The following is a 20,197-nucleotide window of genomic DNA, read 5'->3' on the forward strand; positions in this document are numbered from 1 at the left end:
TCTACTTGCCGACAAACGCGTCGAGCGCGTGGGTGAGCTGTGGAGAAAGCGGATCCGGCTTGGAGTAGTTCGCCACGTTGTCCGTCGGATCGTCGCGCAGCACATGGCTGACGCCCTTGAGATCGACCACGGTCAGGGCCGTGTGCTTGAGCGCATCGACGAGCGGCTTGACCGATGCGCACGTGGCCTGTTTGTCGGCGTCTGAACACGTCAGTAGGACGGGCGTGCCCGCGGGTACCTTGGCGGCCAACGTGAGTGGATCGATCTTGTCGGCCTCGATCACCGCCTTGGCGTTGCCGGAATTGAGCAGCGCGCCGAGTCCCTCGGGAAGGTTCTCCGCCACGGTGCCCTTGGTACGGACCTGGTCGACGGCGGCCAGCCAGGTGTTCAGCGCCTCCGGACCTGCGCTGGCTCGCACCCGTTCGGTGATGATGTCCAGGTACCGGCCCGGCAGCGGCTGAAACAGGCCAAGCGAGTGAACCTTTGGTTCCCCTACATCGGTGTCGGTCGCCAGTGCCATCGCGTGGATGGCGCCCTCGCCGACCGCGTACACCGAAATGCGGGACTCCTCGGTTGCGGGCTGGTCGGCGAGGTAGCTCACCGCGGCCTTCGCGCCGGTGGTGTACACCGAGCTGACGACATCCATGGGCCGCTGCGCGTACGGGCCGAGACCCGTCTTACCCGTGCCGATCTTGTCGTAGCGCAGGCTGGCCACGCGCTTGTCCGACAACAGCTCTGCGAGTTGGCGCATATTGCCGATCGGGCCCGCCACCGCGTTGTCGCCGTTGCGGTCGGTGTTTCCGCTCTCGGAGATCAGCAGCGCCGCGGGCCCTGGTTGCGCGCCACGCTCATGGCGGTAGGTGCCGTGAATGGTGAGTCCGTCGGCGGTGAAGGTCACGTCCTCGTCCACCCAGCCGTGTGGTTCATCGGACGGCGACCCGCACGCGGTCACGAACAGGGCAAGCGAAAGAAGCAGGCCCGCAATGGCTTTCAAAGCTTGGCCTCGATCCACGAGGTGACATCGTCGAGCACCAGATTCTTCTCGGGCTCGTTGAACACCTCGTGGTACAGCCCGGGGTACACCTTGAGGTGAGCGTCCGTCGACGCGACGCACTCCATGAGGTGGTGGCTGCCGGCGACGGGGATCAGCTTGTCCTGCTCGCCGTGCACGACCAGCAGTGGCGAAGTCAGCGCGGCGGCGCGCTGCGGCATCGTCTCGCCGACCTTGATCAGCGCCTTGCCGATGCCCGCGGGCAGCTTGCCGTGATGCACCAGGGGATCAGCCATATATGCGGCAACGACCTCGGGGTCGCGGGACACCGCTTCGGTGGGGAGCTGTTCGACGGGCAGGCCGGGAAGAATGCTGCCCACCAGCTTGGCGACGGTGATCATGACCGACGACACGGCGTCCTGGGCATAGACGGCAGGGCCGGAGAGCACCATGGCCTTGTAGTCGCCGGGATGTTCGACGCCGTATGCGAAGACGACGCCGCCGCCCATGCTGTGGCCGAGCACGATGCGCGGCAGGTCTGGGTGATCCGCGGTGGCGATGCCGACCAGCGTGTGGAAGTCGCCGGTGTATTCGGAGATGTTGCGCAGATACACGCGTTTGCCACCGGAGCGCCCGTGCCCCCGGAGGTCCAGCGCGTAGGTGATCAGCCCGGCCTCGCCGAATCGCTGCGCTACGTGGTCGTAGCGGCGCGCGTGCTCGGCGTATCCATGGCAGAGCACCACGATGCCCCGCGGGGCCGCCTCGGGGGTCCACACGTCGTAGACGATGCGGACACCGCCGACGCCGTCGAAGCTGCGTTCGCTGCGGGTAGTAGCCACCAAGCGAGACTAACGGGCCGCCAAAGATCCGGAGGTGACGGTTGGCCCCGCCTTGTCGGATGCACTGACTAAGCTCGGCGAGGTGACAGTCTTGGCCCACAATCTCGACGACGGCAGCGCCGAGGACGCCTTCCTGACTGATGCCCAGCGGTATCGCCGGGAGCTACTCGCCCACTGTTATCGAATGACCGGTTCGCTGCATGACGCCGAGGATCTGGTGCAGGAAACGTATTTGCGGGCGTGGAAGTCGTACAAGGGTTTCCAGGGTAAATCGTCGGTGCGCACGTGGCTGTACCGGATCGCGACCAACACTTGTCTGACGGCTCTGGACAGCCGCAAGCGGCGGCCGCTTCCGACCGGGCTCGGCGCACCCAGTTCGGATCCCGTCGACGACATCGTCGCGCGCGAAGAGGTGCCGTGGCTCGAGCCCATTCCCGACGATTCGACGGATCCGTCGAACATCGTGGGCTCCCGCGAATCGGTGCGGCTGGCGTTCGTCGCGGCGCTGCAACATCTGTCCGCTCGGCAGCGCGCGGTGCTGGTGTTGCGAGAGGTGCTGCAGTGGAAGGCCGCGGAGGTCGCCGATGCGATCGGCTCCTCGACGGCGGCGGTGAACAGCCTGCTGCAGCGGGCTCGTGCGCAACTCGACGCTGTCGGCCTCAGCGAGGACGACCATCTCCGGGTGCCGGAGTCGCAGGAGGCGCAGGATCTGCTGACGCGCTACATCGACGCGTTCGAGAGCTATGACATGGACAAGCTCGTCGAGTTGTTCACCGCCGACGCCGTGTGGGAGATGCCGCCGTTCGACGGTTGGTATGAGGGGCCGGAGAACATCGTCTTGCTGTCGAAGACGCATTGCCCGGCCGAACTACCCGGCGATATGCGATTGATCCGCACGGTGGCCAATGGCCAGCCGGCCGGAGCGATGTACATGCGCAATCGCGAGACCGGGGCGCACGAGCCGTTCCAGATGCATGTCCTCGCCGTCACCGACGAAGGCATCTCCCATGTGGTCGCTTTTCACATGGAGTCGTTCGAGAAGTGGGGCTTACCCGCCACGCTCTGAGTTGCCGAATGGCCACTTATGCCACGCTTTTTCCGAGAATCCGTCCGACAATTGGCCACTCGGCGCCGGCCTGCAGTAGCGCCTCGCAGGTCCGCGCGACAACCACCCGCCGTCGATACCGCAGCAGGTCCGCGCCGACACGGATGATCACCCACCCGCGAGCCGACAAATCGGCGTACTTCTCGATGTCTCTTGCTCGGATGTCCGGATCTTCCCAATGTTGTGGACCGTCGTACTCCAGGCCGACCTTGAAATCTTCGTAACCCATGTCGACGCGCCATCGACCTACGCAGATCTGCGTTCGCGGTCTGGGCAATCCGGCATCCACGAGCACCAACCTCGTGCGCGTCTCCTGAGGTGACTCCGCGCCGCCGTCCATGAGGTCCAGCACCTCACGCAGTTGGACGAGGCCACGCACTCCGGGATGTCGATCCACGAGCGGCCAAATGCGCGAAGGTGTCAATCCGGTCGCGTTCGCAAGCGCATCGATTCGAATGACCGCAGCGATACGTCTCCCACGCCGGCCGAGGTCGAACGCGGTACGCGCAGGCGTAGTCACGTTGATGTCGTGCAACACCGTCGCTTCGTCGGCGAGTAATTCGTCCCGGTGGATCAGGATGCCGTTGGCCTGCTTGCCGTTACGCCGGAACAACTCCGCAGGCAAATCGGCGTCGATCCATTTCGCCCCATGCAGGGCTGCGGCCGACAATCCGCCCAGCGTCGCTTGGCGCCCGGACCAGAGCCACGCTGCGACCGCTCGCGACTCCGCCGTCATCTCCGTGCCTCGTGCAAGGTAGACATCGCGGTAGATCCTGTCGTACCCCCTACGCAGTCCACGCTCGCTGACCGCCCCGCTCCGCAACGCTTCGGTACCCAGAAATGGCCATTCGGTGTCCCCCATGGGCACACCGTCGTGGCGCCGACCGACACGAACCCCCGCGGCTAGCTCGTTTATCCACAGGCTGAGTGGCCAATTGTCCGACGCTCTTGCCCGGAAACCGTCGCATAAGTGGCCATTGGGCGATAGGGGATAGCGCGCGAATACCCAGCTCAATGCTGTGATTGGCACCAGTTCTGCAACGTGTTCTATCATTTCCCGGCATGAAGACCAAGGGCGCTCTGCTTTGGGAGCTGAACACGCCGTTCCGCATCGATGAGATCGAGATCGGCGACCCCGTCGACGATGAGGTGCAGATCCGCGTGCACGCCGCGGGCATGTGCCACTCCGACTACCACCTGACCACCGGCGCCACCCCGATCGCGCTGCCCGCACTGGGCGGTCACGAGGGCGCCGGCGTCGTCACCAAGGTCGGCCGCAATGTGAAGGGCATCGAGGAGGGCGACCACGTCATCCTCGCGTTCATCCCCGCATGCGGTGAATGTCCGCCGTGTCTCAAGGGCTACCGCTCACTGTGCGACCGCGGCGCCCTCCTACTCGGCGGCAAGGCCATCGCTGACGGCACTTCTCGGGTGCACGCGGGCACCACCGAGGTCTCGCCGATGAACCTGCTCGGCACCTTCGCGCCGTACATGACGATCCACAAGGACTCCGTCGTCAAGATCGACAAGGACATCCCCTTCGAGAGCGCCGCGATCATGGGCTGCGCGGTGCCGACGGGTTTCGGGTCGGCCACCAATGTCGCCGAGGTCCAACCCGGCGAGACCGTGGCGATCATCGGCGTCGGCGGCATCGGCATGAGCGCACTGCAGGGTGCGGTCATTTCGGGCGCCAAGAACGTCATTGCGATCGATCCGAACGAATGGAAGCGCGATCAGGCGATCAAGTTCGGCGCGACGCATGTCTACCCGTCGATGGCCGAGGCCATCGCGCCGATGATCGATGTCACCCACGGCTTGATGGCCGACAAGACGATCATCGCCGTCGGGGACATGAGGGGCGAGTACATCGAAGAGGCCATGATCCTGACAGCCAAGACCGGCACCTGCGTCCTGACCGGCATGGGTTCGATGATGGACGCCGACGTCAAGCTCAACATGTTCCTGTTCACCATGTTGCAGAAGACGTTGAAGGGCAACATCTTCGGCGGCGGCAGTTCGCACGTCGAAACGCCGAAGCTCACCGGGCTGTACAAGGCGGGTCTGCTCAACATCGACGACATGGTGACCAGGACCTACCGCCTCGAGGACATCAACAAGGGCTACCAGGACATGCTCGACGGCAACAACATCCGCGGTGTCATCACGTTCGATGAGGCGGACTGGTAGTAAGCCGCTCCGCGACCGCACGGGCCACGGCACCGAAGGCGCGCAGTTGTGCGGCCGGCATTCCGTCGAACACGGCGCTGCGGACCAACTCGACATGCCCCGGCGCCGCCAGCTCGAGGGCGGCCCGACCGCCGTCGGTGAGTTCGACGGTGGCACCGCGCCGGTCGTCATCGCTGCCCTGACGTATGACGAGACCGCGGCCACGCATCCGCCGCAGTTGATGCGACAACCGGCTCTGCTCCCACGCCAACGCCTCGCCGAGTTCGTTGATCCGCAACGCTCCGCGCTCGGACAACGCCACCAGCACGTCGTAATCCGACAGGGATAGTTCGCAGTCCTGCTGGAGTTGGCGGTGCATCGCCGTCTGCAGTCGGCTCGACATCGCCAGATAGTCGCGCCAGATCTCCTGCTGCTCTTCGGTCAGCCACACGGAATACATGACACATCATTCATGTTGTCGTGTCCAGTGTCCACCTCTAGGCTGGGCCACGAGCGAAAGGATCGCTTATGACCGCCCCGACCGTAGACGTCCGTCGCGCTGACGATCGCGCGAAGACCAAGATCGAATGGCTCGACTCCAAGCACTCGTTCTCATTCGGCGGTCACTACGAGCCCGACAACACCCACCACGGCCTGCTGCTGGTCAACAACGACGACATCGTGAGGCCGGGCACCGGGTTTGACACCCACCCCCATCGCGATATGGAGATCGTCACCTGGGTGTTGCGGGGGTCACTCGTCCACCAGGACTCGACCGGGCATTCGGGCGTGATCTATCCCGGCCTGGCACAGCGCATGTCGGCCGGGCGCGGAATCCTGCACTCGGAGAAGAACGACTCGTGGACGCTGACCGGCGAGCAATCCCACACCGAGCCAGTGCGTTTCGTGCAGATGTGGGTGGTTCCCGACGAGGCGGGCATCGAACCCGGATACCAGCAACTCGAGATCGACGATGAGTTGCTGCGTGGTCGGCTGGTGACCATCGCGTCCGGGATGCCCGAGCACAGCGATCAGGCCGCAATCACGATCCACAACAAGTACGCCGCGCTGCACGGTGCGCGCCTGCAGGCCGGCGACAGCATCGAGCTGCCATCCGCGCCGTATCTGCACCTGTTCGTACCGCGGGGTGAAGTCACCCTCGAGGGCGCGGGCCCGTTGCACGAGGGCGACGCCGTGCGGTTCACCGCGTCAGGCGGCCAGCGTGTCACCGCGACCGAGCCCGCTGAAATACTTGTCTGGGAGATGCATGCGGGTTTGGCTGCGGCATAACCGAACTGGATTCTGCATTGCCGTCGCGGCGCTGCTGACGGCGTGTTCGGCGGCACCGACACCTGAGGCGCCGCCAACACCCGAGAGATCGGCGGCGCCGACGACCGAGACGGCCGCGGGACTGAGTCCGGTGGCGGTGCAGGTCGCTTACGACATGGCACAGGCGCCGTTCGACGAGCCCCGCCAAGCGTTGGTTCCGCCAGGGTGGACGTTGTCGGTGTGGGCGCGCATGTCCAAACCGAGGCTGGCGGCGTGGACTCCTGACGGCGCTCTCCTGATATCGGTACCCAGCACCGGCGAAGTCGTAGTCTTGCGCCCTACCGACGGCAGCCCCACGCAGGACGTACTGCTCGAGGGTCTCGACCAGCCTCATGGGCTGGCCTTCGCCGGAGATTCGTTGTACGTCGCGGAAAGTGACCAGGTCGACGTCTACGACTACACCGAAGGTCGGGCGATCAATCGGCGCACCGTTGCCGGCGACCTGCCCGACGCGAACAGCCCGGACCTTCGCGGCGCCTATTCGCACGCGCTCAAGAGCGTCGCTGTCGGTGAGGACGGCGCCGTCTATTTCTCGATCGGATCCACGGGCAACATCTCCGCCGATGATCGCGATGCGAACCCGCCGCGCGCCACCATCATGCGGGTGCCACCCGGCGGCGGCACGGCAGAAGCGTTCGCAACCGGCGTCCGCAACGGCACCGGTCTGGCTGTCGCGCCCGATGGTTCGGTGTGGACCGCGGTCAACAATCGCGACAATGTCGTCGACCCGGCAACTGGCAGACCCGATCCCGAATACGTCGACGAACATCCCCCGGAGTCGGTTGCCCGCCTGACGCCCGGACGCGAATTGGGCTGGCCCTACTGCAATCCCGATGGCGGCCCGGCGAATCTGCCGCTGATACGCGATGTGCAGACCAACGCCGACGGCAGCGAAATGGACTGCGAGGCACTGCCACCCATCGAGCAGAGCCTTGGCGCACACGCGGCACCGCTGGGAATGAGTTTTACCGACGCTGTGCTACCCGCGCCGTACGCCAGCGGGGCACTCATCGGCGTTCACGGATCATGGAACCGCGAGCCGCCCCGTGCGCCTGAGGTGTCGTATTTCGCCTGGCGGGACGGCGGATTGGGCGATCAGCAGACGCTGGTCGGCGGATTCCAGTCCGAGGACGGCGCACGCTGGGGGCGTCCGGTGGCCGCGGTGGCGGGACCCGACGGCGCGGTCTACATCACCGATGATTACGCCGACGCCGTGTACCGCCTGGCACCGCCGCGCTAACGGACCGGGTTGTTCTTGCGCCCCGTTATGCCGACGTAGACAGCGATCAACACGATCGCGATGATGATGCCGACGAGGAACGGAATGACCTGCCACCCGCCGTTGGAGTTCGAGTATCCGAACTGGTAAGTCAGCCAGGAGCCGATGAAGGATCCGAGCGCGCCGAGCACGATCGTCATGATCACGCCGATGCTCTGCTTGCCGGGCATGATGAGACGCGCCAGCGCCCCGACGATCAGGCCGACGACGAGCGCGCTGAGAATGGTTCCGATCATTTCTTCTCCTCGATGGGCAGCCGGTTGAGCACCGACGTCAACTGCTTCTCGGTGTCATTGGCCAGTTTTTCGAAGTACAGCTTCAGCACCGGATTGAAAAGCGCGATCGGCCCGTGCATTTCGAGTTCGTTGCGGTAGGTGATCACCGAACCCGTGTTCGCGGCATCGACGTAGATCTTCTCGGTGGATGTCGACGACTTGTTCTTTCCGACGAACACGAGATTGCCGGAGCCCAGACTTTCCAGGGTGTAGGTCAGTTCCGCCGTCACGCCCAGGATCTTCGAGACGTTGTGCCAGGTTGCGCCCTCGCCGATCGGGCCGCTGTCGGTGCGAGTGCACCGCTGAGTGCCCGGATCCCATTCGACGGCATTGCCGAAATCCTTGAGATAGTCGATGACCTGGTGAGGCATCGGGCTGACTGAGAATGTTCGCGAGACTGTTGGCATTCGATGCGGTTACCCATTCTCGGTGTCAAATAACGCGCGAGGGTTTGCGGCAGATAGCCCAAACCGGAATTTTCGGGTGAAATCCGATTGTGATGCACTTGTTACGAAAGTTGACAGTGTTGCTGACGGGATTACTGTGGTTCGGGTCGGTACGTCGCCGGGAGGGACCACTTTGTCGATTCCAGTCACAATGTTTCGGCGCTTTGCGGCATCGGCCGCGGCGCTCATGTTGTGCGCTGCGCTGTCGACGACCGCCGGGATCCCAAGCGCGGAAGCTCTCAGCGGTCGTGATCTCCTCGCCGGCGCCATCGCCAACACCCGCGGGTCCTATCTCGTGTACAACTTCGGCGGCGGGCACCCCGCGCCGATGCTCAACGCCGGCGGCAACTGGTACGAAATGACCAACGGCGGACACTTGATGATCATCAAGTCGGCGTCGCAGCGGATCGCACCGCGACTGCTTGTCGACTCGCACAGCGGATATCAGGGCCGCTGCGAGCGCGACCCGCGAGCACGGACCGGCGAGGGACTATGGCAGGCATCCGAGGTGTTCTCGCCGCTGCAGGCATGGCAGGCGCTGGGTCAGCCGACCATCGCGATCAACGCCAACTTCTTCGATGTTCGCGGACAGCAGGGTGGCTCGTGGAAGTCGACCGGCTGCAGTTCGCCGCTCGGCGCCTACGTCGACAACACCCGCGGGCAGGGACGCGCCAATGCCGCAGTGACCGGCACGCTGGCGTACGCGGGTAAGCAGGGGCTGTCGGGCGGAAATGAGCACTGGAAGGCGCTGTCCACGATGGTGATTCCGGTCGCGGGCGCTCCCTATGTCGTGCCTCCGAAGAGCCCGGACGACTACGACGCGGCTTCGCCAGTCATCCAGGGCCTCATCGACCGCAACGTTCGATTCGTCGCGGTCGCGGGCATCGGGTTGTTGTCGCCCGACGACACCGGCCAGCTCAACGACGGCGGGCCGAGCGCCGCCCGCACCGCCCTCGCGTACGCGAAGGGCAAGGACGAGATGTACGTCTTCCAGGGCGGCAGCTACACGCCGGATCAGATCCAGGATCTGTTCCGTGGCCTCGGCAGCGATTCCGCGGTGTTGCTCGACGGCGGCGGGTCGTCGGCGATCGTGCTGCGCCGCGACACCGGCGGCATGTGGTCGGGTGCCGGTGTGCCGGACGGCAACTGCGACACCCGTCAGGTGTTGTGCGACTCGCGCGAGCGTGCGTTGCCGGCCTGGCTGGCGTTCAACTAGCGCACGGCCTCCAGCGCGGAGCGAGCCGCCGCCCCGGTCTGACTCGAGTAGCTGCCGCCGAACAACACGACATGGGCCAGTAGCGGATAGAGCTGATGCAGGCCGACCCGGTTGCGCCATCCGTCCCGCAGCCGATGCTGGGATTCATATCCATCGACGACGGCATCCAAGTGCGGGCAGCCGAACAAGGCCAGCATCGCGAGATCGGTCTCGCGGTGGCCACCCTGCGCCGCGGGGTCGATCAGGACGACACCGGCGGGTGTCCACATCACATTGCCGCTCCACAGGTCGCCGTGCAGACGGGCGGGCGGGTCGTCGTCGTCGAAGCGTCCGGCTTCGCAGTGCGCTATCACCGCATCGACGGCGTCGCGGGTTTCGGCGCTGAGCCGATCCGCGGCACGTGCGGCCATCGGCGACAATCGCGCGCGGGCGTAGAACATCCCCCAGGTGTCGTAACCGGCCAGCGACATCGGAAGTGGATGGTGCAACGGCCCGAAGAACCCGTCCCCCGCCCACCCGGCGGGCCCAGCGCCGAATGCGTCGGCACCCGTAGCGTGGGTGCGTGCCAGCCGGCGACCGAATTCGTGTGCGGCGGCGCGCTCGGGGCGCACGGTGTCGAGCCGGCCCAACGTGAGTCGCGTGTCGTCGTGGTCGATGACCTCCGCACACGGCACTCCCCCGACAGCAGCCGAAAGCCATTGCAGTCCAGCCGCTTCGCAGGCGAAGAAGCCTATCGGCGCCCGAGGATTGCGCTTGACGAAGGTCGACATCTTACGGTTGGCCGGACACCTTCCGCAGCGCGATGTCGCGCAACTTCGTCGGCATGACGGACATCAACGCGACCTGAGCCCTAGGGCCGAGGCCGACGATGTAGCGGGCGCGTGGTCGCTTGGCGGTGAGCGCCTCTTCGACAACGGCGGATACCTTTTCCGTCGGAACGGCCAACTTCTGCGACATTGGGATCATCTTCTTGAATCCAGCAATATGCTTGGCATAGAGGCCGCGGTGTTCGGCGCTCAGACCCGCCTCCAGATCCTCCACCATGGTGTCCGCGGTGCGCCACATGTCCGTGTCGGTCTGCGCGGGCTCGACGACGACGACGCGAATCTTCCAGGGGGTCAGTTCCATTCGCAGCGCGTCGGCAGCGGCCTCCAGCGCGAACTTGCTCGCCGCGTACGCACCGACCAGGGGCATGGACATACGCCCGTTGACGCTGGAGATGAAGACGATGCGCCCCCGGGACTTGCGCAACCGCGGCAGCACCGCACGGGTTACGGCGAGCGCACCGATGACGTTGATTTCCAACTGTTTTCGCCACTCGTCGGAGCTCAGCGTCTCCATCGCCCCGCCGACGGCGATACCGGCGTTGTTGACGATCGCGTCCAGCCCGTCGGGCAACGACCCCTCCAGCGCCGTGATGTCGTCAGCAGAGGTGACATCGAGGATCACCGAGGAGACCCGTTGCGGAGCGAGCTTCGTCACGGCATCGGCATCCTGCTGGCTGCGGACCCCGGCGATGACATCCCAGCCGCGCGCAGCCAGATGCTCGACGATACCTTTGCCGATACCCCGTGAAGCGCCGGTGACGAGTGCAGTTGGCATACGCCGAGACTAGTCACTCCAGCGAGCGATGCCGGCGGCTCAACAAAGCTCCCATTCGGCGGCGCTGACAATCTCGAGCGCAGCGTTGGGCGAGACCACCAGGTCATTCATCACCATCGTGGTCCTGGCGGGTGACAGCGCGCCGCTTTGTTCGGCTGCGCACACCCGGTGCCCCTCGGCAAGCAGCTGTTGCGGTGTCAGGAACTCGTACCGGTCCTGCAACCTGTTCAAGTACTCGGTTTCGCCCGCCGCTGCCGACGGCGCAGACAGCACCGCAGCGGCGACCAGAGCCGATATCACGCCAACTGATCGGATCACCCGGATCACCTCCGCAAACGGGAGTTTCCACCCTCAGCCGCCTCCAAACACCCATTTTCCCGATGTTTGAAAACGCTAGGAAATTTGCTCTTCGACGAATTGCGCGGTCCGTCGGTGCCAGAGGCGCCAATGGCTGAGCAGATTGTGGCCGGCGTCGGGTACACCGACCCATTCCGCATCGACGCCTCGGTTGGCGGCCCGCCGGGTTTGCTCCTGTGACGCCCGAGGATCGGTGCGTGTGTCGGCCGTGCCGTGCAGCACGAGCAGTCGACAACTGGCAGGTACCAACTCGCTGTCGTTGCGCGGCCACCACGGTGCCAATGCCACCACGCCGCCGACATCTGAGCCGGCGCTCAGGTGCGCCGCCACCCGACCCCCCATCGAATGGCCCACGAGCACCAGCCTGCGCGGGTCGACGTCGCTGAGCATGCGGTCAAGCGCACCGCGGGCGTCGCGCAAGGCGTCGCGCTGCGGACCGTTCCATCCACGAAGCCGGTATTGCACGCAACTCACGCGGACGCCGCTGCCGAGCCTGGCCCGAAGTGCGGCCGCCAACCAGACCATCCGCAGGTTGGCCGGCTGCCACACCCGAAATACCTCGTCGCTGTGCGGCCTGCCACCGGGCAGGACCAAGACACCGCCACGCCGTCCCTCACTCACGGGCGCCGAACCAGAAGATGGCCGCGCTGCACGCCACCACGGCGGCGGCGAGTCCGATCACGGGAGCGACCGCGAACCGTGTCAACGTCGCGCCGAGGGTCGCGCCGGCGACGATCGTGAATACGACGCTGTAGCGCAGCTTTTCGCGATCACCGGAACCACCTGCCAGCCGGCTGTCGAAGCCGATGCCGGAGATCGTGGTGGTCAGGACGGTGGTGGACAGCTCCTGGATGCCGAACTGCCGTGCCGTGGAGTTCTGAATCCCGAACGTGACGGCCAGCCCTGCGATCAGGATCAGCTTCGTGTGGTCCCGGTAGTCGAGGACGCCGGCGCCGGCGAGGATCGACAGCGTCACGAGCATGACGACCTCGAGTGAGAGGGTGATGCCGAGCCAGCGACGAACCTCGCGATCGAGGTGCCGGGCCAGTCGGCCGCCGAGTACCGCACCGGCGATGAAGCAGATCAGCGAAACGAGCGCGGCGGTCACGTCCACGACGGTGCGTGGCGCGAGCCAGAGGCCGAGGAATATGACATTGCCCGTCATGTTCGCGACGAACACGTGGCCGAGTTCCAGCACGCTGACGGCGTCGACGAGGCCGGTCGCGAACGTCAACAGCAGCAGCGCGACGTGAGTCAGGCGGCCCGATACCGGTGATTCGGCGGCCACGGTCTGCGATGGTCCGTCCTACTACAACTGCGGCGTGAGATCGAATGACGTCACGGTATCCATCTTGGTGATCAACCACTTCGCGTGATCGCGCTCCATCGTCAGTCGATACGACAGATAACGAAGCGACGGGATGTTCTTCGTCACCGGGCTGGTGGCCACCGAGTTGGTGTAGACCAGCGCAGTGGCCTCGTTGGCCGAAAGCGATTCCACTGCCGCGCCCACCACCTCGGTGGTGTTGGTGACCTGGGCCTGCTTGTTGGGTGCGACTATCGCGTCGATGTACTTGCGGTACTCGTTGGCGAAGTCGCCACCCAGAAAGACCTCGGCGCGATCCGGCAGGGCCTCCATGTTGTCGGGGGTGTACGTCCACAGTGTTGAGATGGCGCTGGCCGCCGTGCGTGCGACGTCGAGCTTTGTGTCGACGGCTGCGCGTTCGGCCAGCACGGGCTGCACCGTTGCGCCCGCGAAGGCGGCGGCCGCCACGAAGAGAGCCCCGGCCGCGGTGGCGGCGATGAGCAGGCGCTTGCCTGCCGGCTGATGCGGAACCAGTATCCGATCCTCTGCGGGTTCGTCGTCTTCAGCTGGTTCGGCCGGTTCGGCGGGTTCGGGTGGCTCCTCCGCGACGGGCACGTCCGCCTTCGGGGCGCGTCGCGACTTGCCGACGGGAGTGCGCGGCGTCGGCTCTGACGCCTCAGTCGACTCCACGGGGCTCTCGGTAACCGCTTCAGGCTCAGCGGTTTTCGGACGGCGCCGCAGCGAGAACCGGCGGCGCGCCGGCTGAGCCGGCAATTCAGCTCGGGGTGTCAGATCACCTGGATCAGCTGGCTGATCTTCCACTGTTGCCCTTCCTTGATCGCCGTTGCAACCCAACGGTTTCCGCTCTCGATCGTCGACTTCCCATCTGGGGACTTCGAGGTGATCTTCGTGGCAACCAGAACGTCTGCACTGCCGTTGTCGTTCCATCGCTGTACGCCGGCGGCCACCACTGAACCGGTGGTCGGTTCGGCCTGCGCGACCTGGATCAGGATCTCGTTCTGCTTCTCTTTGAACATGCTCGCGAACTCGCCGGTGCCCTGCGCAAGAACTCGGTCGGTATAGGCGTTGGCGTTGAACGGGTCCAGAGTGGTGTACGTCGTCATGAACGCCTGCACGTAGTCCAGCACCTGCGCATCGTCGGCCCGGCTGCGGACGTCGGTTCGGTGACTGACCAACATCAGAGTGCCTGCAGTGAGGGCGGCTGCGATCAACACCGACGCCAGGGCAGCGATGAGGGGCAGGCCCCAGCGCCGGGGTGGGTCCGGTGTGACCTCGAAGAAGTCGGGCTCGTCGGCCTCGATCTTGCGCCGCGGGCTCACTGGCCCGGCGCATTCATCTGAGGCTTCTTCAGCACGATCAGGTTGGCGACCTTCCACTGGCCGTCACCCGACTTCTCGAAATCCACCCGCAGGGTCGCGGTGATGAACTTGAGGTCTTTCGGGTCGGTGCCGCGTTGACCCTGCATCGCGATCAACATGGCGGCCTGGTTCGCACTGGCCGACAGCACCGCGCTGCTGACGGCCCAGTACTCGTTGGAGGTTGCGCCCGCCTGCTGCACGATCTGCTGCTGGGCGATCAGCTGGTCGCGGTAGCCGTCTGTGGTCAACGACTGTGCATGCGAAAAGTCTTGTTGCAGTGATTCACTCGTATAACTGAGCATCTGTTCGACGATGCGTGGCCCCTGCTCGGCGATCTGCGCACGAGCGATGTCGACCGCCCGCTCCGGTCGATAGACCACCAGATAGCCGAGTCCGACGGCCAGCGCGCACAACACCGTCGCCACGATCAGCGCCACAGCCGCAGGTCGGCGCATATCGCGCTGCGGACGGTCGACATCGTGCACCTCAGTGCGAAGCAGTAGGTCGGCGAACGTGCGGTGCCGCCGATCCCACAGCGGCCAAAGCCAGCCGATGAACAACGCCGCGGTGTCCAGCAGATGCACCAGTTCCCGGCCCACCAGGCGCAGCACCCCCGGCGGGGCACCGTCTCGGGTATGCACCGCGATGCCGAAGAGTGCGCGGCCCAGGCTGAATCCGGTGATGGTGGGCAGCAGCAGCCGGTTGACCGCCATCGCCACGAACGCACCCGCCGCGGCGACGACGAACACCCACCACAGCCAGCCGAGCCACGGTGCGCTCCAGGCCGAAACCGCCATGGTCGCGATCACCGCAACCCCGAGCAGGGCGTCGACGGCGAACGCACCCGCCCGCGCCGGCCATGAGGCGAGCCGCGGTCCGGACGCCTCGTCGGTATCGAGTGCGCCGGAGGCGTTGGAGGTGTCCAGGACAGCTGTCACGAGGTGACCTGGTCCAGCTGCGCGATTTTGTATGTGCCATCGGCGGGCGCCATCTGAAGACGTAGCCGGTAACCCTGTTCTTGATCGGCTGTCTCGGAGTTGGTCACCTTCACCTGCACCGCAACCAAGACCTCGAACGATCCGTCGTCGTTGTGCCTTTCGACCGCGGCGCGCATATCGGATACCTGCACCGTGACATTGGCGGCCTGGTACGCGTCCACCAGGACCCCGCTGTACAGACTGGCCTGAGCGCCGAAGTCACCCGTCGAACATTCGATGATCTTCGACTGCGCGGCGCTCATCGCCGTGACATCGGGCGCGTGCGTTGCGGCCACGCAATCCCTTGCGGCCTGCAGGGCCGCGGCTTCCTCCCGCGCGGAGTCCTGATGCTGCTGGTTCGCCTTCAGCGCGAGATAGCCTGCGACGGCGCCGGCCCCGGCCAGCACCAGTAGTCCGGCACAGATCGCGGCAACCCAGCCGCCTCCGAGCCGCGCTGGGCGGCGATCGTCGGTGGTTTCTTGGGTATTTGGGTCTGGGGCTACTGCTAACGACTCGTCGAGCGCCTCATCAGCATCGGTGGGGTTCAGCTGGCGGGTGCCAGCATCTCCTTCCATCCGTCGTCTCCTGGGTTGCTCGAATTTCTGACGTTGTACCTGACGCCGTCAGGTCCCACGACCTGGCCGCTGGCCGGACTGTAAACGGCCGTGGAGCCGGGAGGCCCTGGTGCCGGAGTGTAGATGCACGGGTTGGGCTGTTGTCCACTGCAAGTAACACTTCCCTGGCCAGGGGGGCTGAGCGGGTCACTGATCGGTGCCGCGGACTGCGGCGGAGGCAGCTGGTCGGCGGGCGCCGGATTGACACCGTTGTTCACCGTCGGGGCCGGAATGACTCCGCGTCCGGGGTTGACGCCCTGATCGCACCGGGCACCGGCCGCCGGGCACGACAGGATCTGGTTCGGATCGCCGTACCAGGGGTTGGTGCCAAGTGGCACGTACGGTTCGGGGCTGCGGCATTCCATCGGTGTGGCCGCGCGCTTGCCCGGCACGTCGACGCACGGGTAGTTACGTGCACCACGGACGACGTTGCCCTGATAGTCCTTCGGGATCTTGCAGTAGGTGCCCTTGGGCAGCGGCCGCATGCTCGTGTCCGCCGGCGAACGCCACTCGGAAGCGGGCAAAAAGCCGGTGAGGCACGGCGGCGGCTGGTTGATCGCCAGCACCAACGGCAGCTGGCCGAGATCCTCGAAGATGGTGCCGGCTTGGGCGACCGCCGCGCCCTGCGGCAGCATCACCAGCGCCTGTTCCAGACCCTTGTTGTAGCGCTTGAGCATGTCGATGACGATCGACAGGTTGGCCAGTGTTTGAGGCAGCGAGTCGCGCACCCCGCTGAACACCGAGTTCACCTGATCGAGCGTCGGGGCGGCGTCCTGTATGCCACTGCGCAGGGCGGCGTCCTGCTCCGCCGTCTGCGAGGCGATGACGTTCAGGTTGCGCGACCAAGCCTCGATGTTGTCGCCGGACTGAACCTGGCTGTCCAGGATCGGCGCCGCGTTGGCGATGATGTCGTTGACCTGCGGCAGGTTGTCCTTGAAATCCTGCGCCACGTTGGTGGTCGAGTCGACCAGCCGTTGCAGCGCCGGCCCCAAACCGCCTACGGCGTTCGACGTTTCGGTGAGCAGTGTGTCGATCTTCTCCTTGGGCAGCACGGCCAGGCCTTCGTTGGCCGCGTCCAGTGCGGGTCCGACTTCGCTGGGCACGGAGCTGTCCGTGATAGTCGAACCGGGGCTGAGGTACTGGCCGGGGTTACCCGTCGACACCAGGTCCAGGTACTGCTCACCGATCGCCGAGACCGAGTGCACGTTGGCCGACGCATCCGCCGGGATCTTGTACCGGTCGTCGATGCTCATGGTCGCCACCGCGCCAGTCGGGCTGGGCACCACGCTGGTGACCTTCCCGATCTGCGTACCTCGGTAGGTCACGTTGGCCGTCGCGTACAAACCTCCGGAGCGCTCCAGGTCGGCTTTGAGCTCGTACTGACCGATGCCGACCAGGCTCGGTATCCGCAGGTAGTACCAGCCCAGCACCGTAAGGGCGATGACCGTCAGGATGGTGAACAGCACCAGCTGAATCTTGATGAACCTTGTCAGCACTGCTCATTCACCCCTTTCGACCAGCGGTCCGCCCGGTGCATTGTGCGGGTTCGGCGTGAACCGAACATCCGGGATCATCGTCGCCGGGTCGCGTCCCCAAGACTGCTCGAGCGCACGCAGCATGCCCGAGACACCGGTGCCCGACAAGGCGGCGTTGTCGAGCGCCGACAGCGTCAGGTCGACCATCAGCGACGCGTTGAGATAGTCGCCGCGGATGACCTTCGGCACATTCTCGATCGAGAACGGCGCGGTGAGCAGCAACTTGAGTGCGCCGATGACGTACGGCGACGCCCGGCCCAGCTGCTTGAGCGGCCGCTGCAAGTTCTGCAGGTTGGTGTGCAGGTTGTCGCTCGCGGGTGCCACCGCGTTGTCGGCGGCCAGACTGATGCGGCCCAGCGCCTCCACCGCATCGGCAAACAGATCGCGCGTCTCGGCGAAATGCTTGATCAGCGGCGGGAATTCGGTCAGCACCTGATCCAACGTGTCGTTGCGCTGCGCCACGATCGACAGCAGGCGGTCGGTGGAGTCGATGGCGCGGGTGATGTCCTGGGTCTGCTTGTCCAGTTCGTCGGTGAACGTGTCGAGCTTGTTCAGGAACCCACGAATCTGGTCGGCGCGGCCGTTCAGCACGTTGAAGATCTCGGTCTGAATCGTCTCGAGGTTCTGCACACCGCCACCACGCAGGATGGTAGCGATGCTCGCCAGCACCCGCTCGGTGCTCGGGAAGGCCGAGCTGTTCTTCAACGGAATCGTGTCGCCGGTGCGCAACGGCGCTCCGGACGGATCCGGCGGCGGTGCCAATTCCACGTGCTGGCTGCCGAGCAGGCTGGTCTGTCCGATGGCGGCGAGCGAGTTGGACGGCAGCCCGAGGTTGGGCTCCAAATCCAGGGTCAGCGTGGCCACCCAGTTCTTCAACTCGATGGCGCGAACTCGCCCGACGAACACATCGGCAACCCGGACCCGGCTGTTGACGTTGAGCGCCAACGTATCCGGCATCTGGACATAGACCGTCATTCGCTCCGAGCCGGTACCTGGCCCGCCGGGCAGCTCGACATTGGCGATGCCTCGCCATGGCCACATTCCGCATGAGCTCAGCACTAGCGCAATGGCCGCCAGCGCGACGGTCCGTAGCGCGATTCGACTCCATCTGCGACCGGTCATCATCAGCCTGCCTCAGCGGGTAGCGGCGGTCCTACCGGCGCCGGCGGCGCCGCCGGGGCCGGTCCTGGGCCGGGTCCGGGGACGGGCAGTGGACCTGTCAGCGCCGCGCTACCCGGATCACCCGGGGTCACACCGGGCGCAGGGCCGGGCACCGGCCCCGGCTGCGGATACCAGGGCGGCGGCAGCGGGGTGTTCTCGGTGTACGCGTTCGGCGGGCCGGCCTGATGCGGACCACCGAAGGTCGGCGGCGCGGGCGGGATGGGAGCGTCGGGGCCGCCCATCAACTCGGCGAGGGACTCGGGCAGCAGCATGTTCCTGGTGAACGGCTGCACGTCGACGCCCTGCATCCCGGGAGCGGTCACCCATCCGGGCTCGTGGTTGCCGTGCGAGAACAAGGTGTCGCGCGACCAGATACCCGGAACGGTGGTGTCCTTGTAACCCGGTGGCGGCTGCAGCCTCGGCTCCGAGTAGGCGATGTGCTTGGGCAGGGTCATCGCCGTCGTGGTCTGGTTGATACCGAACGGCAGATAATTGAACTTGATCGCGTCCAAAATGGGGGCGAGGTACTGCGCGCACATCTCGGCCGACTCCTGATATCCCAGCCGGCTACCTGCCTGGATCGAACTGCAGACGAACTGGATCGGATTCGCGAAGTTATTGATCACCGGGAAGCTATTCACACCGCCGGTGACCGGGGAGACGATGTTCATCAAGTTGGCGCCGAGGTTCGGGAACACGTGCAGCGCCGTTTCCAGCCCGTCCTTCGAATCGGGCTGCAGGATCGCGTTGGTAACGTCGGCCAGGTTGTTGACGTCGTGCGTCAGCACCTCGGCGTTCTCGTCGAGGAAGCTGCGGGTGGTCGCCAGCAGTGTGTTGAGGTCCTGCAGTGCGTTGGCGACCTCCCGGTCGGTGTTGGTGAACGCGTTGGTGAATGTCGCGAGGTCGTCGTTCAACGCGACGAACTGCTGATCGCTTTGATACAGCGCATTGACGAACAGGGCGAGACTCTTGACCACGCCGAAGAAGTCACCGCGGCCCTCGTTGAGCGTGAAGAGCGCCTCGGACAAGCCGTTCAGTGTCTTGTTGAGCTGTTCGCCCTTGCCCGCGAACCCGTCGGCCGCCGACTCGATGATGTCGCCGAACGGGCCCTTGGGCTGTTCCGGTGTCGGACCCAGGTCGGTCAGGATGCGGCTGATGGAGTCGCGCAGCTCGTCGTACTCCACCGGGATCTGGGTGCGGTCGATCGGGATGACCGCGCCGTCCTCCAACACCGGCCCGCCGGTGTAGGGCGGTGACAACTGGATGGTGCGCGACGCGACCAGGCTGGGGTTCAGGATCGACGCGGTGGCGTTGGCGGGCACCTTGAACTTGTTGTCGTAGTTGAAGGTGACCTTCATCTTGTCGCCGGCCGGGTCGATCGCCTCGATCGTGCCGACCTTGACGCCCATGATCTGGATCTTGTCGCCGGGGTACAGGGCGAGCGTCTCAGGGAAGTAGGCGACGACGGTGTTGGTGGTCAGCTTCTTGTAGACGTTCCAGCCCACGATCACGGCCACCAGGCCGAGAATCACGACGAGCGTGCCGATGATCACCGCAGCACGGGATACCTTCGGCAGCTTCATGTTTCGAACGTTGAAGATCGTTGTCATCGGTTACACC

23 protein-coding genes are annotated in these 20,197 nt (G+C 65.4%); 5 read left to right on the forward strand and 18 right to left on the reverse strand.

Translation table 11 applies throughout. The features are described 5' to 3' along the window. Position 1: 1 nt before the first annotated feature. Together CSQ99_RS03880 and CSQ99_RS03885 are read right to left on the reverse strand one after the other, a co-directional pair. A complete protein-coding gene (locus CSQ99_RS03880; RefSeq protein ID WP_099037727.1) occupies positions 2-994 on the reverse strand; it encodes an alpha/beta hydrolase in 993 nt (330 codons plus the stop codon). After that, the gene (locus CSQ99_RS03885; RefSeq protein ID WP_099037728.1) at positions 991-1,830 is read right to left on the reverse strand and encodes an alpha/beta hydrolase; all 840 of its coding nucleotides are present in this window, start codon (positions 1,828-1,830) and stop codon (positions 991-993) included. Before CSQ99_RS03885 ends, CSQ99_RS03880 begins: the two co-directional genes overlap by 4 nt. A 52-nt stretch (positions 1,831-1,882) precedes the next feature. On the opposite strand from CSQ99_RS03885, the gene CSQ99_RS03890 reads away from it, so the two are divergent. After that, positions 1,883-2,896 (forward strand): sigma-70 family RNA polymerase sigma factor, encoded by a 1,014-nt coding sequence (locus CSQ99_RS03890; protein ID WP_099037862.1) that lies wholly within the window; start codon positions 1,883-1,885, stop codon positions 2,894-2,896. A 16-nt stretch (positions 2,897-2,912) separates the two neighbouring features. Here CSQ99_RS03890 and CSQ99_RS03895 read toward each other — a convergent pair whose 3' ends face one another. Further along, positions 2,913-3,797: a hypothetical protein gene (locus CSQ99_RS03895; RefSeq protein ID WP_099037729.1), complete on the reverse strand. Its 885-nt coding sequence runs from the start codon at positions 3,795-3,797 to the stop codon at positions 2,913-2,915. 200 nt (positions 3,798-3,997) lie between these two features. Here CSQ99_RS03895 and CSQ99_RS03900 point away from each other — a divergent pair, with 200 nt between their 5' ends. Then, positions 3,998-5,122 carry an NDMA-dependent alcohol dehydrogenase gene (locus tag CSQ99_RS03900; protein ID WP_099037730.1) on the forward strand — a complete coding sequence of 375 codons (1,125 nt, stop codon included), beginning with the start codon at positions 3,998-4,000 and terminating at the stop codon, positions 5,120-5,122. Here the strand turns inward: CSQ99_RS03900 and CSQ99_RS03905 are convergent. Continuing rightward, positions 5,097-5,561 (reverse strand): MarR family winged helix-turn-helix transcriptional regulator, encoded by a 465-nt coding sequence (locus CSQ99_RS03905; RefSeq protein ID WP_099037731.1) that lies wholly within the window; start codon positions 5,559-5,561, stop codon positions 5,097-5,099. The two genes, CSQ99_RS03900 and CSQ99_RS03905, sit on opposite strands and share 26 nt — an antisense overlap. A 68-nt stretch (positions 5,562-5,629) precedes the next feature. Here CSQ99_RS03905 and CSQ99_RS03910 point away from each other — a divergent pair, with 68 nt between their 5' ends. Both CSQ99_RS03910 and CSQ99_RS03915 read left to right on the forward strand, forming a co-directional pair. Then, on the forward strand, positions 5,630-6,391 hold the full coding sequence (locus CSQ99_RS03910; protein ID WP_099037732.1) for a pirin family protein: 762 nt from the start codon (positions 5,630-5,632) through the stop codon (positions 6,389-6,391). After that, positions 6,369-7,670, forward strand: a complete 1,302-nt coding sequence (locus CSQ99_RS03915) for a PQQ-dependent sugar dehydrogenase (RefSeq protein WP_099037733.1) — start codon at positions 6,369-6,371, stop codon at positions 7,668-7,670. The genes CSQ99_RS03910 and CSQ99_RS03915 overlap by 23 nt, the downstream gene beginning before the upstream one ends. On the opposite strand, the gene CSQ99_RS03920 is transcribed toward CSQ99_RS03915, so the two are convergent. Next, a complete protein-coding gene (locus CSQ99_RS03920; protein ID WP_099037734.1) occupies positions 7,667-7,945 on the reverse strand; it encodes a GlsB/YeaQ/YmgE family stress response membrane protein in 279 nt (92 codons plus the stop codon). The genes CSQ99_RS03915 and CSQ99_RS03920 overlap by 4 nt on opposite strands. Then, positions 7,942-8,391, reverse strand: a complete 450-nt coding sequence (locus CSQ99_RS03925) for an SRPBCC family protein (protein ID WP_099037735.1) — start codon at positions 8,389-8,391, stop codon at positions 7,942-7,944. Before CSQ99_RS03925 ends, CSQ99_RS03920 begins: the two co-directional genes overlap by 4 nt. Positions 8,392-8,581: 190 nt before the next feature. Here CSQ99_RS03925 and CSQ99_RS03930 point away from each other — a divergent pair, with 190 nt between their 5' ends. Then, positions 8,582-9,646 carry a phosphodiester glycosidase family protein gene (locus tag CSQ99_RS03930; RefSeq protein ID WP_099037736.1) on the forward strand — a complete coding sequence of 355 codons (1,065 nt, stop codon included), beginning with the start codon at positions 8,582-8,584 and terminating at the stop codon, positions 9,644-9,646. Here the strand turns inward: CSQ99_RS03930 and CSQ99_RS03935 are convergent. From CSQ99_RS03935 to CSQ99_RS03990, 12 genes are all read right to left on the reverse strand, one after another. Next, on the reverse strand, positions 9,643-10,416 hold the full coding sequence (locus CSQ99_RS03935) for a fructosamine kinase family protein (RefSeq protein WP_099037737.1): 774 nt from the start codon (positions 10,414-10,416) through the stop codon (positions 9,643-9,645). The two genes, CSQ99_RS03930 and CSQ99_RS03935, sit on opposite strands and share 4 nt — an antisense overlap. 1 nt (position 10,417) lies before the next feature. Next, the gene (locus tag CSQ99_RS03940; RefSeq protein ID WP_099037738.1) at positions 10,418-11,248 is read right to left on the reverse strand and encodes an SDR family NAD(P)-dependent oxidoreductase; all 831 of its coding nucleotides are present in this window, start codon (positions 11,246-11,248) and stop codon (positions 10,418-10,420) included. 39 nt (positions 11,249-11,287) lie between these two features. Next, positions 11,288-11,566, reverse strand: coding sequence for a DUF732 domain-containing protein (locus tag CSQ99_RS03945; protein WP_099037863.1), 279 nt, complete (start codon positions 11,564-11,566; stop codon positions 11,288-11,290). 75 nt (positions 11,567-11,641) lie between these two features. Continuing rightward, positions 11,642-12,226, reverse strand: coding sequence for an alpha/beta hydrolase family protein (locus CSQ99_RS03950; RefSeq protein ID WP_099037739.1), 585 nt, complete (start codon positions 12,224-12,226; stop codon positions 11,642-11,644). Continuing rightward, positions 12,219-12,893 carry a YoaK family protein gene (locus CSQ99_RS03955; protein ID WP_099037740.1) on the reverse strand — a complete coding sequence of 225 codons (675 nt, stop codon included), beginning with the start codon at positions 12,891-12,893 and terminating at the stop codon, positions 12,219-12,221. The genes CSQ99_RS03950 and CSQ99_RS03955 overlap by 8 nt, the downstream gene beginning before the upstream one ends. A gap of 21 nt (positions 12,894-12,914) precedes the next feature. Next, positions 12,915-13,733 carry a mammalian cell entry protein gene (locus CSQ99_RS03960; RefSeq protein WP_176560866.1) on the reverse strand — a complete coding sequence of 273 codons (819 nt, stop codon included), beginning with the start codon at positions 13,731-13,733 and terminating at the stop codon, positions 12,915-12,917. Then, positions 13,700-14,251 carry a mammalian cell entry protein gene (locus CSQ99_RS03965; RefSeq protein WP_099037742.1) on the reverse strand — a complete coding sequence of 184 codons (552 nt, stop codon included), beginning with the start codon at positions 14,249-14,251 and terminating at the stop codon, positions 13,700-13,702. The genes CSQ99_RS03960 and CSQ99_RS03965 overlap by 34 nt, the downstream gene beginning before the upstream one ends. After that, positions 14,248-15,228, reverse strand: coding sequence for an RDD family protein (locus CSQ99_RS03970; RefSeq protein WP_176560867.1), 981 nt, complete (start codon positions 15,226-15,228; stop codon positions 14,248-14,250). Before CSQ99_RS03970 ends, CSQ99_RS03965 begins: the two co-directional genes overlap by 4 nt. Further along, positions 15,225-15,842 (reverse strand): hypothetical protein, encoded by a 618-nt coding sequence (locus CSQ99_RS03975; protein WP_099037743.1) that lies wholly within the window; start codon positions 15,840-15,842, stop codon positions 15,225-15,227. Before CSQ99_RS03975 ends, CSQ99_RS03970 begins: the two co-directional genes overlap by 4 nt. After that, positions 15,812-17,377, reverse strand: a complete 1,566-nt coding sequence (locus CSQ99_RS03980; RefSeq protein ID WP_099037744.1) for an MCE family protein — start codon at positions 17,375-17,377, stop codon at positions 15,812-15,814. The genes CSQ99_RS03975 and CSQ99_RS03980 overlap by 31 nt, the downstream gene beginning before the upstream one ends. 3 nt (positions 17,378-17,380) lie before the next feature. Next, positions 17,381-18,541, reverse strand: a complete 1,161-nt coding sequence (locus CSQ99_RS03985; RefSeq protein WP_006242647.1) for a virulence factor Mce family protein — start codon at positions 18,539-18,541, stop codon at positions 17,381-17,383. Next, positions 18,541-20,187, reverse strand: coding sequence for a virulence factor Mce family protein (locus tag CSQ99_RS03990; RefSeq protein WP_006242648.1), 1,647 nt, complete (start codon positions 20,185-20,187; stop codon positions 18,541-18,543). The genes CSQ99_RS03985 and CSQ99_RS03990 overlap by 1 nt, the downstream gene beginning before the upstream one ends. Positions 20,188-20,197: the final 10 nt, after the last annotated feature.

This window comes from Mycobacterium neglectum (genome assembly GCF_002591975.1).
GTDB classification, from domain to species: domain Bacteria; phylum Actinomycetota; class Actinomycetes; order Mycobacteriales; family Mycobacteriaceae; genus Mycobacterium; species Mycobacterium neglectum.